General features: G+C 34.5%; 13 protein-coding genes. 7 read left to right on the plus strand and 6 right to left on the minus strand.

All coding sequences use genetic code 11. The features are described 5' to 3' along the window. Positions 1–38: 38 nt before the first annotated feature. Both AC3IS6_RS07140 and AC3IS6_RS07145 read right to left on the minus strand, forming a co-directional pair. The gene (locus tag AC3IS6_RS07140) at positions 39–953 is read right to left on the minus strand and encodes a GYDIA family GHMP kinase (RefSeq protein ID WP_489164271.1); all 915 of its coding nucleotides are present in this window, start codon (positions 951–953) and stop codon (positions 39–41) included. A gap of 103 nt (positions 954–1,056) precedes the next feature. Further along, positions 1,057–2,373 carry a hydroxymethylglutaryl-CoA reductase, degradative gene (locus AC3IS6_RS07145; protein ID WP_489164272.1) on the minus strand — a complete coding sequence of 439 codons (1,317 nt, stop codon included), beginning with the start codon at positions 2,371–2,373 and terminating at the stop codon, positions 1,057–1,059. A 182-nt stretch (positions 2,374–2,555) separates the two neighbouring features. Between AC3IS6_RS07145 and AC3IS6_RS07150 the strand changes: the two genes are divergently transcribed. From AC3IS6_RS07150 to AC3IS6_RS07180, 7 genes are all read left to right on the plus strand, one after another. Beyond that, positions 2,556–4,727, plus strand: a complete 2,172-nt coding sequence (locus AC3IS6_RS07150) for a S9 family peptidase (RefSeq protein WP_489164273.1) — start codon at positions 2,556–2,558, stop codon at positions 4,725–4,727. A gap of 36 nt (positions 4,728–4,763) precedes the next feature. After that, a complete protein-coding gene (locus tag AC3IS6_RS07155) occupies positions 4,764–6,440 on the plus strand; it encodes a peptide MFS transporter (protein ID WP_489164274.1) in 1,677 nt (558 codons plus the stop codon). A gap of 77 nt (positions 6,441–6,517) precedes the next feature. Continuing rightward, entirely contained in the window at positions 6,518–8,176 is a 1,659-nt protein-coding gene (locus AC3IS6_RS07160) for a peptide MFS transporter (protein WP_489164275.1), read from the plus strand. Between the two features lie 14 nt (positions 8,177–8,190). Beyond that, positions 8,191–9,675, plus strand: coding sequence for a peptide MFS transporter (locus AC3IS6_RS07165; protein WP_489164276.1), 1,485 nt, complete (start codon positions 8,191–8,193; stop codon positions 9,673–9,675). A gap of 52 nt (positions 9,676–9,727) precedes the next feature. Beyond that, on the plus strand, positions 9,728–10,195 hold the full coding sequence (locus tag AC3IS6_RS07170; RefSeq protein ID WP_489164277.1) for a thioredoxin family protein: 468 nt from the start codon (positions 9,728–9,730) through the stop codon (positions 10,193–10,195). A 225-nt stretch (positions 10,196–10,420) separates the two neighbouring features. Next, positions 10,421–10,873 carry a thioredoxin domain-containing protein gene (locus AC3IS6_RS07175; protein WP_173967106.1) on the plus strand — a complete coding sequence of 151 codons (453 nt, stop codon included), beginning with the start codon at positions 10,421–10,423 and terminating at the stop codon, positions 10,871–10,873. Positions 10,874–11,144: 271 nt separating this feature from the next. Next, positions 11,145–11,591, plus strand: a complete 447-nt coding sequence (locus AC3IS6_RS07180) for a thioredoxin family protein (RefSeq protein WP_489164278.1) — start codon at positions 11,145–11,147, stop codon at positions 11,589–11,591. A 126-nt stretch (positions 11,592–11,717) separates the two neighbouring features. Here AC3IS6_RS07180 and AC3IS6_RS07185 read toward each other — a convergent pair whose 3' ends face one another. The 4 genes from AC3IS6_RS07185 to surE all read right to left on the minus strand — a co-directional run bounded on the left by AC3IS6_RS07185 (position 11,718) and on the right by surE (position 16,532). Beyond that, positions 11,718–13,757 carry a ComEC/Rec2 family competence protein gene (locus tag AC3IS6_RS07185; RefSeq protein ID WP_489164279.1) on the minus strand — a complete coding sequence of 680 codons (2,040 nt, stop codon included), beginning with the start codon at positions 13,755–13,757 and terminating at the stop codon, positions 11,718–11,720. Positions 13,758–13,803: 46 nt separating this feature from the next. Continuing rightward, positions 13,804–14,289, minus strand: coding sequence for a C40 family peptidase (locus AC3IS6_RS07190; protein WP_489164280.1), 486 nt, complete (start codon positions 14,287–14,289; stop codon positions 13,804–13,806). Positions 14,290–14,301: 12 nt separating this feature from the next. Continuing rightward, positions 14,302–15,420: a lipid-A-disaccharide synthase gene (gene lpxB, locus AC3IS6_RS07195; protein WP_489164281.1), complete on the minus strand. Its 1,119-nt coding sequence runs from the start codon at positions 15,418–15,420 to the stop codon at positions 14,302–14,304. Between the two features lie 332 nt (positions 15,421–15,752). Further along, complete coding sequence (gene surE / locus AC3IS6_RS07200) at positions 15,753–16,532, minus strand: 5'/3'-nucleotidase SurE (RefSeq protein WP_489164282.1); 780 nt, start codon at positions 16,530–16,532, stop codon at positions 15,753–15,755. Between the last annotated feature and the right edge of the window lie 117 nt (positions 16,533–16,649).

The following is a 16,649-nucleotide window of genomic DNA, read 5'->3' on the forward strand; positions in this document are numbered from 1 at the left end:
CGTTTCTTTTATTTTAGATTGGTTGACGCTCTATTGCTTTATTTTTGCAGGATCATTTCTTCGTAAGTCAGGATGGTTTCGTACCCTTTTGAAGTAAAATAAGATCTGGGATCTTCTTTTGAAATGACCATTACAAAGTCTCCTCCCCAGGCTCCAAGACTCTTTACAACACCATGAAAATCCGGAAAAGTGGCCTCTTTGATAGTTTGCATTTCCAGAATATTGCTCAAATGAATCTCATGTTTTTCTACAGCAAGAGCAAACTCCTTTGCTGTTTTAGCATTCAAAATTGCATTGGTAATTTTATTGTTTTCGGTGATATTTTGAGCTAAATTTTGATTCTTATTGTTGTAGTATGCTTTTATAGCAGCTTTGCTATTCTGTTTTTTATTGAGATACAAAAAATGAATCTTTTGTGTGAAATCGGGATGAAAAGAGATTTTTTTTACCGTATTATTTTCAATTTGGTAAGCTATTGGCGTATTATTTTGTGCACAGGCAATATCATAACCACTGCCTCCGAAACTGTTTTTTAACAAAGTAAAAGCATTAACTTTAGTCCATTGAGCAACATTGTTTAGCAAAGTTGAGGAAGTGCCTAATCCCCAGTTTTTAGGGAAACTAAGATGTGTGCTGATGTTGTAGCCCTCTGTATTTTTGAGAAAATCAGGATTTAAGCGGTAGGCTTCGTGCAGAATTTGAATTAAAGTTGTTTTTACAGTTTCAGGTTCCGATTTGGGGTTTTCTACAATCTCCGGGAAAGTGATGGTGTCTTCAAACCAAAGCTGTCCGTCAAAATCATAACTTTTCCAATTGATTTCCTGATTAGAGCCATTTTCGACTACTAAATCCTGACCAAATTTAGTTGGTAAGGCAAAAGCGTCGGCTCCGTCTAAAACAAGATATTCTCCGGAAATAAGCAATTTTCCGTTACTGTAAAAGGTCGTTTTCATTCTTTCAATTTTAAAATAAATTCCAATCCCGAAACGTCGGGATAAAATTCCAATTAACGTTGGAATTTGGAATTTTATTCGGAAATAATATTATTTGGAATTTTTATTTTTTTCTTAATTTTTCAATGAATTCCACCACAGCACTGTGCGAAACGGCATTTTTCTTAAAATGTGTTTTAATTAAATGACGTTCTTCCTCAGTCGCTTCAAATTGGTTGATAATATTGTTCAGGTGCATTTTCATATGTCCTTCCTGAATTCCGGTAGTGGTCAGGGAGCGTAAGGCAGCAAAGTTTTGCGCAAGACCAGCAACCGCTACAACTTCCATTAATTCTTTTGCTGAAGGTTTTTCAAGAATATCAAAACACAATTTTACCAATGGATGTAAAGAAGTTAATCCGCCTACAGTTCCCAGTGCTAATGGAATTTCAAGCCAGAAAGTAAAAATTCCGTCTTCGATTTTAGCGTGAGATAAACTTGAATATTGGCCGTTTTTGGAGGCATAAGCATGAACTCCTGCTTCAACTGCTCTGAAATCATTTCCGGTTGCAAGAATTACAGCGTCAATTCCGTTCATAATTCCTTTATTGTGTGTAACAGCCCTGAATGGTTCTACTTCCGCAATCTGAACAGCTTGTACAAAACGCTCGGCAAACTCTTGTGGATTTGAAATGTGTTTTTCTGTTAGATCTTCTATAGGACAAGAAACTTCTGCTTTAACAATGCAATTTGGAACGTAATTAGACAAAATGCTCATAATTACTTTTAAAGTTTCATCTTCTGAAAACAAATCAGAATGGTGAAATTCGTCTTTTAAGGTAGTGGCAAATTGCTCCAGGCAGGAATTGATGAAATTTGCTCCCATGCTGTCTTTGGTTTCAAAAGTTGCATGAAGTTGAAAGTAATTTTCGAGAAGACTTCTTTTATCTTTTAGTTTTATATCTAGAATTCCGCCACCTCGTTGTTGCATATTTTTGGTAATGCTTTGGGTGTCAGATAAAATTTTAGGTTTAATCTGGTTAAAAAAAGATTCTAGTTTTTGGGCATCTCCGTTGAAGGTAAAGTGAACTTGTCCGATTTTTTCTGTAGCGATTACGGTTGCTTTGAAACCGCCTCTCGTCGACCAGTATTTGGCTGCTTTTGATGCTGCGGCAACTACTGAACTTTCCTCAATTGCCATCGGAATTGTTTTGTATTTTCCGTTGATCAGAAAGTTAGGCGCTACTCCAAGCGGGATGTAAAGATTGGTAATGGTGTTTTCGATGAATTCATCGTGCAATTGTTGTAGCTTTTCGTCTGTATTCCAGTAATTTCTTATAATAGTCAGGGCCTCTTCAGGGCTTGAAAAATAGGTATTGGCAATCCAGTTTATTTTTTCTTTTTTGGATAATTTCGAAAATCCGGCAACAGCGTTGTTCATTCTCAGTATTTTAAATAATAAAGTTGCGGCAAAGATACTATTTTAAGACTTTTGTTTGCAATGTATTTGAAAATTGAAAAGTACGCAATCGTTATTTTTTTTAACATTTAACAATTATAATGGGTATTATGTTCATTTTTTTTACTAAAATTGGGCTCTTTTTTATATTTAAAATAATTCTAATGAATACAGGTAAAATTACTGTTATATTTTTGTTTTTAGTTGCGACTGTTTTCGGCCAACAAAAAATTACTGTCGAGAATATTTATAGTGGAGCATTTCGGGCAAAAGGAATGGATGAACTGAAATCGTTAAAAAACACAGAGCAATATACAGTTCTAAATGTAGATCAGGCCAGCAGAAGCATGCAAATCGATTTATATGACTTTGCAACATTAAAAAAAGTAGCTAATTTAATTGATACCAAGAATCACACAGCGCTTTCTGAAGGGATTGACAGTTATACTTTTGATGCCTCAGAAAAAAAGATTTTAATTGCCTGCAATACCAAAAAAATCTTCCGTCATTCGTTTACAGCAGATTATTTTTTATATGATATTAATACTAAATCGTTAACTAAACTGTTTGATTTTCAAATTCAGGAGCCGACTTTTTCTCCTGATGGGACTAAAATCGCATATGCAAAAGAAAATAACTTGTATGTATATGATCTGGCGTCAAAAAAATCAACAGCGGTTACAACCGATGGAAAGAAGAATGCCATTATCAACGGTATTACGGACTGGGTTTATGAAGAAGAGTTTGCGTTTGTACGTGCCTTCGACTGGAGTAAAGACAGTAAAAAAATAGCTTATATCCGTTTTGACGAAAGTGCCGTTCCGGAATTTTCGATGTCTATCTTTAAAAAAGATTTATACCCAACCATTGAAACGTTTAAATATCCTAAGGCAGGAGAAAAAAACTCGGTAGTATCTTTACATATATATGATGCGGTGGGTAATACGGGTAAAAAAGTAGATTTAGGAAACTACAATGACTTTTATATCGCAAGATTACAATGGACAAATGACAACAATTTATTGTCGGCTCAGGTTTTAAACCGTCACCAGAATAATTTGGATTTGTTGTTTGTAGATGGAACGACTGCAGCCGCAAAAGTGGTTCTAAATGAAAAAGACAAAGCTTATGTCGATGTTACCAGCGATTTGACCTTCTTAAAAGACAATAGCTTTATCTGGACAAGTGAAAAAGACGGGTTTAATCATATTTACGTGTATGATAAAAACGGAAAGCTTAAGAATCAGGTCACAAAAGGAAACTGGGAAGTAACTTCATACTACGGTTTCGACGAAAAAAACAAAACAGTTTTCTACCAATCTACAGAAAACGGTTCAATCAACAGAGATATTTATCGCGTTGCGTTAGATGGAAAGAACAAAGTTCGTTTGTCTAAAAATACAGGAACGAGCTCGGCAACTTTCAGCCCTAATTTTCAGTTCTTTATTAATACTTTTTCAAGTAATCTACAGCCAACTACTTATACTTTGAACGAGGCTAAAACGGGAAAAGAAATTCAGGTTATCGAAAACAATAAAGATCTTTCTTCTAAATTAGTAGCTTACAACTTACCGGCAAAAGAATTTTTCGTTTTAAAAACAGCAAAAGGAAATGAGCTTAATGCATGGATTTTAAAACCGAAAGATTTTGATCCTTCAAAAAAATATCCTGTTTTCATGTACCAGTATTCTGGTCCAGGTTCTCAACAGGTAAATAACGACTGGAACAATCCAGATGATTATTGGTTTGTATCTCTTACACAGCAAGGTTATATCGTAGCTTGTGTTGATGGTAGAGGAACAGGGTATAAAGGTGCTGATTTCAAAAAAGTAACTCAAAAAGAATTAGGAAAATACGAAGTAGAAGATCAGATTGATGCTGCAAAAGTAATCGGAGCTTATCCGTATGTTGATCCTGCAAGAATTGGAATCTTCGGATGGAGTTTTGGTGGATTTATGGCTTCAAATTGTATTTTTCAGGGGAACGATGTTTTCAAAATGGCAATCGCAGTTGCTCCGGTAACAAACTGGCGTTTTTATGACAGTGTTTACACAGAAAGATACATGCAGACTCCTCAGGAAAACGCAAGCGGTTACGATCAGAACTCTCCGATAAATCACGTTGATAAATTAAAAGGGAAATTCTTATTGATTCACGGATCGGCTGATGATAACGTGCATGTGCAAAATTCAATGCAAATGATGGAAGCTTTAATTCAAGCGAATAAACAATTTGATTCTCAGATTTATCCGGATAAAAACCACGGGATTCATGGCGGAAAGACCAGAATTCAGCTTTATAACAAAATGACTAACTTTATCAAAGAAAATTTATAACATAAAACTAAAAACCTTAAATAAATAATAAAGAATATGGGAGAAACTAAAGTAAAAACTGCACATCCAAAAGGACTTTGGGTATTATTTGGAACGGAGATGTGGGAGCGATTCAATTTTTATGGAATGCGAGCTTTATTAACTTTATTTCTTGTGAATTCATTATTGATGAAGGAAGAAGAGGCTTCTTTAATTTATGGAGGTTTCCTTGGACTTTGTTATCTAACACCTATGTTGGGTGGTTTTGTTGCCGATCGTTTTTTGGGAAACAGAAACTGTATTCTATTAGGCGGATTGTTAATGGCAATTGGACAGTTGTTGTTGTTTACCAGTGGTAGTGTTTTTGAAGGTAACAGAGCCTTTGCTACAATCATTATGTATACGGCGTTAGGAGTTATTGTTTTTGGTAACGGATTCTTCAAGCCAAACATTTCAAGTATGGTTGGAAGTTTGTATCCAAAACAGGAAAAAACAAAATTGGATAGTGCTTTTACTATTTTCTATATGGGTATCAATATTGGAGCTTTTTTAGGTCAGTCTATTTGTCCTTTATTAGGAGATGTAAAAGATGCTGGCGGAATTAGAGATATTCATGCTTTTAGATGGGGATTCCTTGCCGCTTCTATTGCAATGTTATTAGGGACGTTACTTTTTTACTTTTTAAAGAATAAATACGTAGTTTCTCCTGAAGGAAAACCATTAGGAGGTTTACCTTCTAAAAATGACGCTTCTGATTTTGAAGAAGGAGAAGCGCAAAAAGCAAATTTCTCAAATAAAGCGTTAGCAGTTGCCGGAATCGCATTTGTAGCTTTAGGATTCTTTTTTCATTATGTGGTAGGCCAAAACCTGATTTATACTTTAATCTACTCTAGTGGTTTATCATTAGCCGGATTAATTATTTCGGACACTTCTTTAACTAAAATTGAGAGAGACAGGATTATCGTTATTTATATCGTTTCCTTTTTTATCATTTTCTTTTGGGCAGCTTTTGAACAAGCTGGTTCATCACTGACTTTTATTGCAGACAATCAAACGGACAGAAACTTTTTTGGCTGGCAAATGCCACCGTCGATGGTTCAGATTTTTAACGGATTGTTTGTGGTAATCCTGGCGGTACCTTTTAGTATACTTTGGGATACTTTAAGAGCCAAAGGAACAGAGCCAATCTCACCGGTAAAATTAGCCGTTGGTTTAGTCGTGATTTCTATTAGTTTCTTCATGATTGCAACTCAGGTTTCTTATATTGGAACTTCAGGGTTGTTATTGGTGAAATGGTTGATTTTATTGTATTTCTTAAATACATGCGCTGAATTGTGTTTGTCTCCAATTGGTTTGTCATTGGTAGGTAAACTGTCTCCAAAACGTTTCGCTTCATTGTTATACGGGGTCTTTTTCTTGTCAAATGCATCCGGTTATGCTTTAGGAGGAACTTTAGGTTCTATCTTGCCTGCAACAGGAGATAAATTTGCAAAAGCAAAAGAATTAGGAATCGATCTTCAGGCAGTTTTAGACAACAAAATTACACCAACAGCGGAACAATTGGCTTTATTAGAAAAGCATCAGATTAGTTCACATAATCACTTCTTTGCTGGATTTGAAATCCATAATTTATACGAGTTTTTCATGGTATTCGTAGTACTTACAGGACTTGCTGCAATCATATTATTTGCGTTAACTCCATTTTTGAAAAAGATGATGCATGGCGTTCGATAATTAATAATTATTAGATATAAAAAATTACCTACAGGTCTAGGCTTGTAGGTAATTTTAATTTTAAAGACTGTATAGTTATGTGGAAAAAACACCCTAAAGCATTGCCTTTTTTGTTTTTATCTGAAATGTGGGAACGTTTTGGATATTACTTAATGATTGGAATATTTACTTTATATCTAAAAGATGTAAAGGATGGTTTTGCTATGACCGAGAAAGAAGCTTCTGACTTATACGGAACCTTTATCGCATTGGTTTTTTTAACTCCTTTTATTGGTGGACTTATCGCAGATCGATATTTAGGCTATAAAAAATCGATTGTTTTGGGAGGGATCTTAATGGGTATTGGTTATTTCTTAATGGGAGTTCATGATATAACGGTGCTCTATATTGCTATGACTTTGGTGATTGTAGGAAATGGTTTCTTTAAACCTAATATTTCTACACTATTGGGAAGTTTTTATTCTAATGAAGAATATAAAGATAAAAAAGACGAAGGCTACAATATTTTCTATATGGGAATTAATGTTGGAGGTTTTATTTGTAATTTCTTTGGTGCTGCACTGCAAATTCTATTAGGCTGGCATTGGGCCTTTATGGCTGCGGGTGTAGGTATGTTTATTGGTGTTATTGTGTTTTTATTGGGTACAAAACATTATGTAGGTCATGATCAGAAAAAAGGAGTACAGGAAGGCGATATGCCGTTTTACAAAATCATCCTGTTTATTTTATTACCATCGTTTGTTTTTGGAGCAATTGGCTGGTTGATAAAAGGAGTAACGTCAGAAACAAATTTAGACAGTTATATTTTTGGTTCAGATAGTACAGATGCCTTTATATTTGCCTGTATTCCGATAATTTTCTTTTACGGATCACTTTATTTTAAAGCGAAAGCAGAAGACAAACGACCAATAGGAGCTTTGTTGGCTATTTTTGGTGTTGTTATTTTATTTTGGGCGGTTTTTAAACTTAATGGCTCAGCGCTTACCACTTGGGCAGATCGCTATACAGACAGAGAAGTTACCGGAACAACGGGTGAGCTTGTTGGAAAATTAAAATTGGCCAAAGAAGTAGAATATAAAAAAGAATCGGTAGAACTTTACGATCATCAGTTTCGTTTGCAAAAAGTAAACGGTGAAGTTCAGAAAGAAGTAAATTATCCGCTATATTTTCGAAACGTTGCGCCAGAGAAACTTCCCGCAGAAGGAGGTAAAGTACATCTATGGGCAACTAATTTAAGTCAATCTATAAACCCTGCCTGGGTAATCATACTAACCCCTTTGATTGTTGCTTTTTTTTCTTTTTTACGTTCAAGAAAAAAAGAACCCTCAACACCTACTAAAATAGCCTTTGGGTTATTAATTTCTGCATTGTCGGTTTTAGTTATGATAGCTGCCGTTCAAATTGGTCATGATGGGGCGGAGAAAGTGAGTGTCTGGTGGTTGGTAGCCAATTACGGAATCATAACCATAGGAGAATTGTTTTTAAGTCCAATGGGATTATCGGTGGTATCTAAACTAAGTCCGGTAAATATTACATCCTTAATGATGGGAGGTTGGTTTTTATCTACTTCAATAGGGAATAAATTAAGCGGAGTTTTGGCTAGTATGTGGGACACCTACGATAATAAAGCTAACTTTTTTTGGGTTAATTTTGCATTGTTAATGTTTGCAACAGTGCTAATGTTTGCCTTGGTAAAGGAGCTTAATAAAGTGATGAAAGAAAAAGGAATTAATTAATTATTTATAAATAAATGGAAGAGAAGATCACTTTAGAGGAGATTCAAAATTTTGAAGGCACTTATCCAAGACAACTGTGGTATTTGTTTTTTGTTGAAATGTGGGAACGTTTTTGCTTTTACGGAATGCGTGGCGTACTTACGTTTTTTATGGTAGATCAGCTTTTGTTGAAAGATGAACACGCCAATTTACAATATGGAGCCATTCAGGCTTTTGTTTATGCTTTTACCTTTATCGGCGGTATTTTTGCTGATAAAGTATTAGGGTTTAAAAAATCATTATTCTTTGGAGGAATCGTTATGATTCTTGGAAATCTTTTGATTGCCTTCTCTCCCCAGGTGATGTTTTATTATGGTATTGCGTTTTCGATCATTGGAACAGGATTTTTTAAGCCAAATGTTTCTTCAATGGTAGGAGAGTTGTACCATGAAGAAGATGGTCGTAGAGACGCAGGTTACGGAATGTTTTATGCCGGAATAAATGTTGGAGGTCTTTTAGGGGGTGCTTTGTGTATTTATTTAGGAAAATACTACTCCTGGCAACTGTGCTTTTTGTCGGCCGCAATAGTGATGTTTTTGGGATTGATCACCTTTTTGTTTACAAAAAAACATTTGGGTCCAATTGGAGATTCTCCATTATTGCATCTGGATGCAGGTAAAAGAAGAATTCGTGAAATAATAGTGTATACAGTATCGATACTGAGTTTGCCATTTATTTTTATAATGGTGAAAAATACCGATTATACGGATTATTTCATGTATACGATTGGTATAATTGCCGTTCTCTATTTTGTTTATGAATTGATAAAACTAGGAGATGTAAAAATGCAGAAAAAGCTCTTCGCAGCCTTTTTGTTTGTATTTTTCTATTTGTTGTTTAACTCGATATACGAACAAAGCGGAGGGTCGTTATCGCTTTTTGCAAAAGACAATTTGAGTGATCAATTGTTGTTTTTTACGATAGACCCTAATGTAGTTAATAATAGTTCTAATACCTTTTTTGTAGTTGTTTTGAGTCCGCTTATTGGTTTATTGTGGATTTGGCTAGGAAAACGAAAAATTGAACCAAACACTTTGATTAAGTTTGGAATTGGGTTTTTATTCCTTGGAGCTTCCTTTTACATCTTTTATCTAACTAAGTTTTTTGCAAGCTCAGAAGGTATAGCTTCTTTAAATGTCTTTACGTTTGCTTATTTGATAACAACTATTGGAGAGCTTTGTTTAGGGCCAATCGGAATGTCAATTATTACCAAATTATCACCAAAAAGATTATTCGGAATGATGATGGGATTGTGGTTCCTGGCAAGTGCATTCGGACAATTATTTGCAGGGAAATTAGGTGCAGAAATATCAAGATCAAATACAGGAGATACATTGCTTTCTAAGCTGCAGTCTTATACAGAAGGATATTACCAATTGGCAATTTATTCGATTGTTGCAGGGGTTATATTAATTGCAATTTCGCCAATTATTAGAAAATTAATGCAAGAAGTAAAATAGACGACATTTTGCGATTCTTTTTTTGTTTAAATTTGTGAAAAATAAAAGGGATATGAAAAAAATATTTTTAATAACACTGTTTTTAACCGGAGCATTCGTAACACAGGCACAAGAGCTAAAATGGTATACAGACGTCAAAGAAGCCATAACAATAAGTAATAAGGAGAAAAAACCTTTGTTAATGTTCTTTACCGGAAGTGACTGGTGTGGATGGTGTATTCGTTTGCAGAATGAGGTTTTAAAAACAGCTGAATTCAAAAAATGGGCTGCCGAGAATGTAGTCTTGGTTGAGTTGGATTATCCAAGAAGAACACCCCAAACGCCAGAACTTAAAAATCAGAATAATGAATTGCAGCAAGCATTCGGAATTCAGGGGTTTCCGACCATTTATTTTACAAGTGCAGAATCCAAAGACGGGAAAGTCAATTTTAAAGGACTGGGTCAGACAGGATATGTTGCGGGAGGTCCGGCTGCATGGTTAACAGTTGCAGAAGGAATTGTACATCCGAAAAAATCTTAAAGTAAATACTCAAATACAATTATAGTTCAAAAAACTCCTTGCCTTTTGGTAGGGAGTTTTTTTGTTTAGTAAGAAAAAGGAATTACCAATTTTACACTTATTAAGTATTTGATATTTTATTTCATATAAAAAAAAGTATAATGCATTTTTTATATTAATAAAAATTGGAAAATTAAAATATTATGTTAATTTCGTTTTGATATTCTAACCAAAAACCAATTTAATATGACCAAAAAAATACTTATCCTACTGTTTTTTTTCGGTTCAATTTTTATGCAGGCACAGAACTTAGTTTGGAAGACGAACATGACGGATGCAATTGCACTTAGTAATGAACAGAAAAAACCGATGTTGATTTTATTCACTGCCTCAGGTGTACCGGAAAATCTTCAAAACGAAATTTTCAAAACTCCGGATTTTGCGGTTTGGTCACGAGACAATGTTATCCTTGTAAAGCTTGATTTGTCTGACAGTACTGCCGATGAAAGTGATAAAGAGCAAAAACTAAAATTAAAGAATGCTTTTGGAGTTGAGGACTTACCAGAGGTATGTTTCGCAAGTGCTTCGATCAGAAAAAATAAAACTACTTTTAGTGCTTTAGGAAAAATTGCCTATAAGCCAGGTGGTGCAAAAGCCTGGATTGCGGAATCAAATGCAATTCTACATCCAAGTGAATGATAAAATTTAAATTAAGTTTCTTAGTTTAATTTGTAGATTCCCTTTTTGCTCTCGGGTGAGAAGGGATTTTTTTTTGAACGGTTTGTTCTGTTGATCAGTGGTTTTGTCAATTAAAGCCGGATATATTTTTATTTTCTTAATAATTTGTGACTTTATTAGTGAATTTATGTTTCTGTTATTTTTTTTATCGTTTTTGTTTAGATATGTCTTGTTTGATAAAGATATTATGTTAATTTAGTCGCATTAACCTACTTAAAAAAACCAACTTAGTATGACCCGAAAACTACTTATCTTATTATTTTTTTTAGGTGCGTTTGGTCTGCATTCGCAAAATTTAATTTGGAAGACAGATATGAATGATGCCATCATGGCGAGTGATTCACAAAAACGGCCTTTATTGATTTTTTTTACTGCCGCTGGGGCACCGCAGAGGATTCAGAGTGAAATTTTTGTCACACCTGATTTTGCGGTATGGTCACGTGATAATGTTATTTTAGTAAAACTTGATATGTCTGATGATTCTGTGTCGGACATGGTAAAAGAGCAAAATCTAAAATTAAAAAATGCTTTAGGCATTGCAGAACTACCTCAAGTATGTCTTTTAATGGCTTCCGTTAGAAAAGGGAAAACGACTTTTAACAATTTAGGTTTGGTTCCTTATAGGCAGGGTGGCGCAAAAGCATGGATAGCAGATGCGAATTTAATTTTGAATCCATAAGCATTTTAGCTGTTTGATTTTGTAAAACTTCTTCGCATGTTAAATGAAAATGTAGTTGTTAGAATCAATCAAAGTATCCCGGACTTAAAAAGAGATTTATTTGTGTTTTCTAGAGTAATTAAAAAATTATTCATTCAAGGAGTAAAATCCCTTTTCGGCTGTGGCATGAAAAGGGATGTTTTTTTTATTACAGCTGCTTTTCCAGATTTTCTGAATAGCGTAAGAATTGGATCCGTCTGCAATTATAATTTTAGGATGTAACTCCTGTAAAACGCGCTCTAAGTTTATTTTTGGAGATTGAATCAACATCAGTATGTCAGGTTGAATTTTACTTTCATAAATTCCGGAACTGTCAATTATTAAGATTTTTTTGCCATTAAAAAACAGTATATTCTTAATTCTAGTAATAGTGTCTAATTTGCCGAAATTCCCCACCAAATAAGAATTTAGAATGGTTGCCTTTGATGTTTGAAGGGGTACTGCATCATTTGAATACACTTTGATTGTGCTTCCTTTTCTTTGAGATAGTAAAGTGCTTTTCTTTGTGTGGTAGACAATCATTTCCTGTTTGGTCTCTGTTTCTCTTTTGGTATAAAGTAGGGAAATTTGAAAGGTGATAATAGAAATCAGTAGAGCAAACGTTGTGTTGTAATTGGTTTTTTTACCCCAAATAATGGAAGTAAAAATTATAAAATAAGAAGTGATTAAAAGATAGAAGTTAAAGCTAATATTCCGTATAACAAACGATTCGTGCGAAGCAACGTAGTGAATCATAAGATTTAATAGAGAAACGCTTTTTTCAAATATCTCAATTAAGAGCATGGGAGGAGGACAAAAAACAGCAAGAAGCATTACTATAATTCCTGCGATCATTATAAAAGAAAGAATAGGAATCACAATAATATTGGTCACAAAAAATAATCCCGGAAATTGATGAAAGTAATACAGGCACAGAGGTAAGGTTCCTATTTGAGCAGCGAAAGAAACGGTTAACGCATTCCAGATGAATTTTGAAATTTTGAATTTTGGAGACCAGATGCTTTTTAACAAAGGCTGTAGCCAAAGAATAAAAAACAAAGCGAGATAACTTAACTGAAAACCAGCATCAAGCAGAAAATAAGGTTCGAAGAGTAGAATTAAAAGTAGAGAAACAAGTAAAGTATGGTAAATACTACCTGCTCTTCTAAGATGATTACCAACAGCCAGGAATGAAAACATGACAACAGAACGCAATACTGACGGAGACAGGCCTGAGAGTATCGCAAAAACTGAAAGAGACAGGAGAATCGAAATTAATTTTAATAAAGAGCCTTTTCGTGTATTGGGAACGGGTTTTAGAATAAAACTGATAAACAACATAATAAAACCAACGTGTAGCCCGGAAACGGAGAGGATGTGTGTGGCTCCCGAGAATTGATAATCCTGAACAAGATCGCTTGAAATTTCTTGTCGTTGCCCCAATATAAGAGCAAGAGCGACATTCATTTCCGTCGGATTAAAATCTGCCTTTTTCAGATTGTTATAGATCCTTGAATGTAAGCGACCTGAATAATACCAAATGTCTTTTGGAATTTTTTTGCTAACCGAGATTTCTGCTGTATTGAAATATACCTGAGCATAAATCTGTTTATCTGAAAGGTATTTTTCATAGTCAAACTGATTTGGATTTTTATTTGGGTTATTACGTTGTAAAATGGTTTTGGCTTTTATTATACTTCCAATAATGATTGGGTTTTTAGTGCTGTCCTTTTGAATGTTTACCAGAATTTTTCCGGAGTAATCTCTGCTATTGATCTTTTTGACTATTGCATTGTAGCGATCATTGTATGCATTGCCCTTTAATTTTTCACGTATGACAAAATTTATAGTCTGAGGAGCTGTAAAAGCTTCTTTGCAATGTGTATAATTGGATTTTTGTAGCGACTCGGTGTGAAATAAAAGTGTCACAACACCAATAAGAAACGAAACGAAATAAGTGCTTATACCGAAGAATAAAGGTGGCTTTTTATTTTTTTGAATCGAAAAATAAACAATTAAAAAAGCAATGAAACCAATAATAAAGGTTGGAACGGCCATCCAGAATGTGAGTGGATAATAATACGAAACTAAAATACCGCAAATAAACCAAATGGTAATTTTAGTTAAAGGGAAATCTAATACTTTCATGAGCTAAAAGTATTAAATTATTTGTAAGAAAAAGAATATAATTTATTTATTCAATTACTCTGTTGATTTGGGTAAATGAATTTTGATAATAAGCTTCTTTGGTTGATGAAATAATGACTCCCTTTGAAGTGGAAGAATGAACAAATTTGATTTCGTCTGACTTTACTTCTACAATCAGTCCGACATGATTGATCTGTTTGCTTCTATTTGTTTTAAAAAAAATAAGATCGCCTTTTTGGGCATCATTAAATTTAATAGTTCTGCCTACCTTGGCTTGTTCAAAAGAGTTTCTGGGTAGTTTTATATTTTCTGATTCAAAAGTAGTAAATACCAATCCGGAGCAGTCATAGCCGCTTTTTGTCGTACCGCCTGCTTTATATCGTACTCCAATATTGTCTGTTGCGTGCTCAATCAAATGATTTACAGTATATCTGTTTTCACGCTTCGATTCCTTATTGCTCACCGCTGTTGAAGCCGATTTACAAGAAGCGAAAAGGACGATGATGAGAATTAAAAGAGTTGCTTTTTTCAAATCAAAAAATATTTAAATTTGTTTTAGGTCAGCAACAATAAGTTTTGCCGTTTTTTTACTGGCACCTATTCCACCTAGTTTTTGCTCCAGGATGTCATAATTTTTTAGTAATTTCTCGCGATAATCAGGTGTTAGCAATTTGTGTAATTCTTCTTTAATTCGTTTGGTGTTACACTCACTTTGAATTAATTCTGTAACCACTTCTTCATCCATGATTAAATTAACAAGTGAAATGTATTTTAGCGTAATAATGCGTTTTGCAATCTGATAAGAAATAGCACTTCCTTTGTAACAAACAACTTCAGGAACTTTAAAAAGAGCCGTTTCCAGAGTAGCCGTTCCGGAGGTTACCAAAGCTGCTGTTGAAGAGCGCAACAAATCATAGGTTTTGTTCGAAATAAATTTAATGTTTTTGTTGCTGATAAATTGCTGATAAAACTCAAAATCCTGACTTGGAGCACCTGCAATTACAAATTCATAATCTTGAAAGTCATCAACCACACTAAGCATAACACTCAACATTTTTGTAATTTCCTGTTGACGGCTTCCGGGTAGAACTGCAATAATGGGTTTTTCTCCCAATTGGTTTTCTTTTCTGAAAATCGTTTCATCAAAGGAAGACTGATTTTGAATCGCATCAATTAAAGGATGTCCCACAAAATCGACTGGAAAATGATGCTTGTCTTCGTAAAAGCTTTTCTCGAAAGGTAAGATTACAAACATCTTGTCGATATCCTGTTTGATTGCCTTAATACGATTTTCTTTCCACGCCCAGATTTGTGGTGAAATATAATAATGAGTTTTGTAATTTAAAGCTTTGGCCCATTTGGCAATACGCATATTAAAACCCGGATAGTCTATGAAAATCAGAACATCAGGTTTGAAAGCTGTAATGTCTTTTTTGCAAATTTTAATATTGTTTAAAATCGTTTTCAAATTGAAAAGAACTTCAACAAATCCCATGAAAGCCAGTTCACGGTAATGTTTTACCAGAGTTCCACCGGCTTTTTGCATTAAATCACCGCCCCAAAATCTAATTTCTGCCTGAGGATCTTCCTCGTACAATGCTTTCATTAAATTAGAACCATGTAAATCTCCTGACGCTTCACCAGCTATTATGTAGTATTTCATATCGATTTTTTTGAAAGTGTGTTTCCAACTTTACACACAAAAGAATTTTTGCAGCACAAAGATAAGATTTAAATAAACAAAGTTGAAATTGCCAGAACAATGACTGCCAAAACAACGCCTCTAGCCATAAAATTCCGATTTGTTTTTAGGAAAATACCAAAAACGGCCAGGTCTAAAACCGTTCCAATTGTAAGTACTTTTCCAAGATATCCTTGTTGTCTGATCGTCTGGATTCCTATAAAACATCAAATTTTGTAAAGAACGAAACAAACAAAAAGCTTCCCGGTAGAGCAGTAAAAATTCCGGTTATAAAACCAACAACCATGTCTTTTTTATTCATTTAACTTCCAGGTATTAAGTTGCTGCATGGCATGATGTGCGGTTAAATCAAACTGCACCGGAACAACCGAAATATACCCGTTTTCTAAAGCCCATTCATCGGTATCTTCACCCTGATCTTCGTTTGTGAATTTTCCCGTAAGCCAGTAATAATCTTTCCCGAATGGAGTTTGTCTTTTGTCAAACTTCTGTGCGTAGTAGGCTTTTGCCTGACGACAAATTTTTATTCCTTTAATTTCTTCTTCTTTTAATTTTGGAAAATTTACATTTAAAACCACTCCGGGAGGTAGTTTGTTTTCGAGAGTTTGCAAAGTAATCTTTTTGACGAACGACTTGATCTGTTCAAAATCAGCGTTCCAGTCAAAATCCAGTAAAGAAAAACCTATTGCCTGAATCCCCTCTATTCCGGCCTCTACAGCAGCGCTCATAGTACCTGAATAAATCACATTTATAGAAGAGTTTGATCCGTGATTAATTCCGGAAACGCACAAGTCCGGTTTTCTTTTTAAAATTTCATTTACGGCCAGTTTGACGCAGTCTACAGGAGTTCCCGAACAGCTGTATTCAGTTACAACGTCTTCTTCTTTAGAAATTTTGTCAAGAAACAGTGTATTGTTTATTGTAATGGCATGCCCCATGGCACTCTGAGGTTTGTCTGGTGCGACCACCACTACTTCGCCAATCGTTTCCATCACACTTATTAAAGCTCTGATTCCAGGAGCTAAAATGCCATCATCGTTGGTAACTAATATTAGGGGTTTCTCATTTTTCATGCTAAAATCGTAAGGTTATATAAGGGTATTAAGCAAATGTAGTGACAGATTTTGGTAGAATACGAACAAATAAACCAAAATTTGTCAACTAATTTGAAGAAGATTTTTGCGCATCAA

The sequence above is a fragment of the Flavobacterium sp. KH_035 genome (genome assembly GCF_057839565.1).

What these genes read in the sequence shown, in the direction of transcription:
- surE (WP_489164282.1), bottom strand. Translation starts at nt 16,532, where the DNA reads ATGAAAAATGAGAAACCCCTAATATTAGTTACCAACGATGATGGCATT.
- AC3IS6_RS07170 (WP_489164277.1), top strand. Translation starts at nt 9,728, where the DNA reads ATGAAAAAAATATTTTTAATAACACTGTTTTTAACCGGAGCATTCGTA.
- AC3IS6_RS07155 (WP_489164274.1), top strand. Translation starts at nt 4,764, where the DNA reads ATGGGAGAAACTAAAGTAAAAACTGCACATCCAAAAGGACTTTGGGTA.
- AC3IS6_RS07140 (WP_489164271.1), bottom strand. Translation starts at nt 953, where the DNA reads ATGAAAACGACCTTTTACAGTAACGGAAAATTGCTTATTTCCGGAGAA.
- AC3IS6_RS07185 (WP_489164279.1), bottom strand. Translation starts at nt 13,757, where the DNA reads ATGAAAGTATTAGATTTCCCTTTAACTAAAATTACCATTTGGTTTATT.
- AC3IS6_RS07175 (WP_173967106.1), top strand. Translation starts at nt 10,421, where the DNA reads ATGACCAAAAAAATACTTATCCTACTGTTTTTTTTCGGTTCAATTTTT.
- AC3IS6_RS07145 (WP_489164272.1), bottom strand. Translation starts at nt 2,373, where the DNA reads ATGAACAACGCTGTTGCCGGATTTTCGAAATTATCCAAAAAAGAAAAA.
- AC3IS6_RS07180 (WP_489164278.1), top strand. Translation starts at nt 11,145, where the DNA reads ATGACCCGAAAACTACTTATCTTATTATTTTTTTTAGGTGCGTTTGGT.
- AC3IS6_RS07165 (WP_489164276.1), top strand. Translation starts at nt 8,191, where the DNA reads ATGGAAGAGAAGATCACTTTAGAGGAGATTCAAAATTTTGAAGGCACT.
- AC3IS6_RS07160 (WP_489164275.1), top strand. Translation starts at nt 6,518, where the DNA reads ATGTGGAAAAAACACCCTAAAGCATTGCCTTTTTTGTTTTTATCTGAA.
- AC3IS6_RS07150 (WP_489164273.1), top strand. Translation starts at nt 2,556, where the DNA reads ATGAATACAGGTAAAATTACTGTTATATTTTTGTTTTTAGTTGCGACT.
- lpxB (WP_489164281.1), bottom strand. Translation starts at nt 15,420, where the DNA reads ATGAAATACTACATAATAGCTGGTGAAGCGTCAGGAGATTTACATGGT.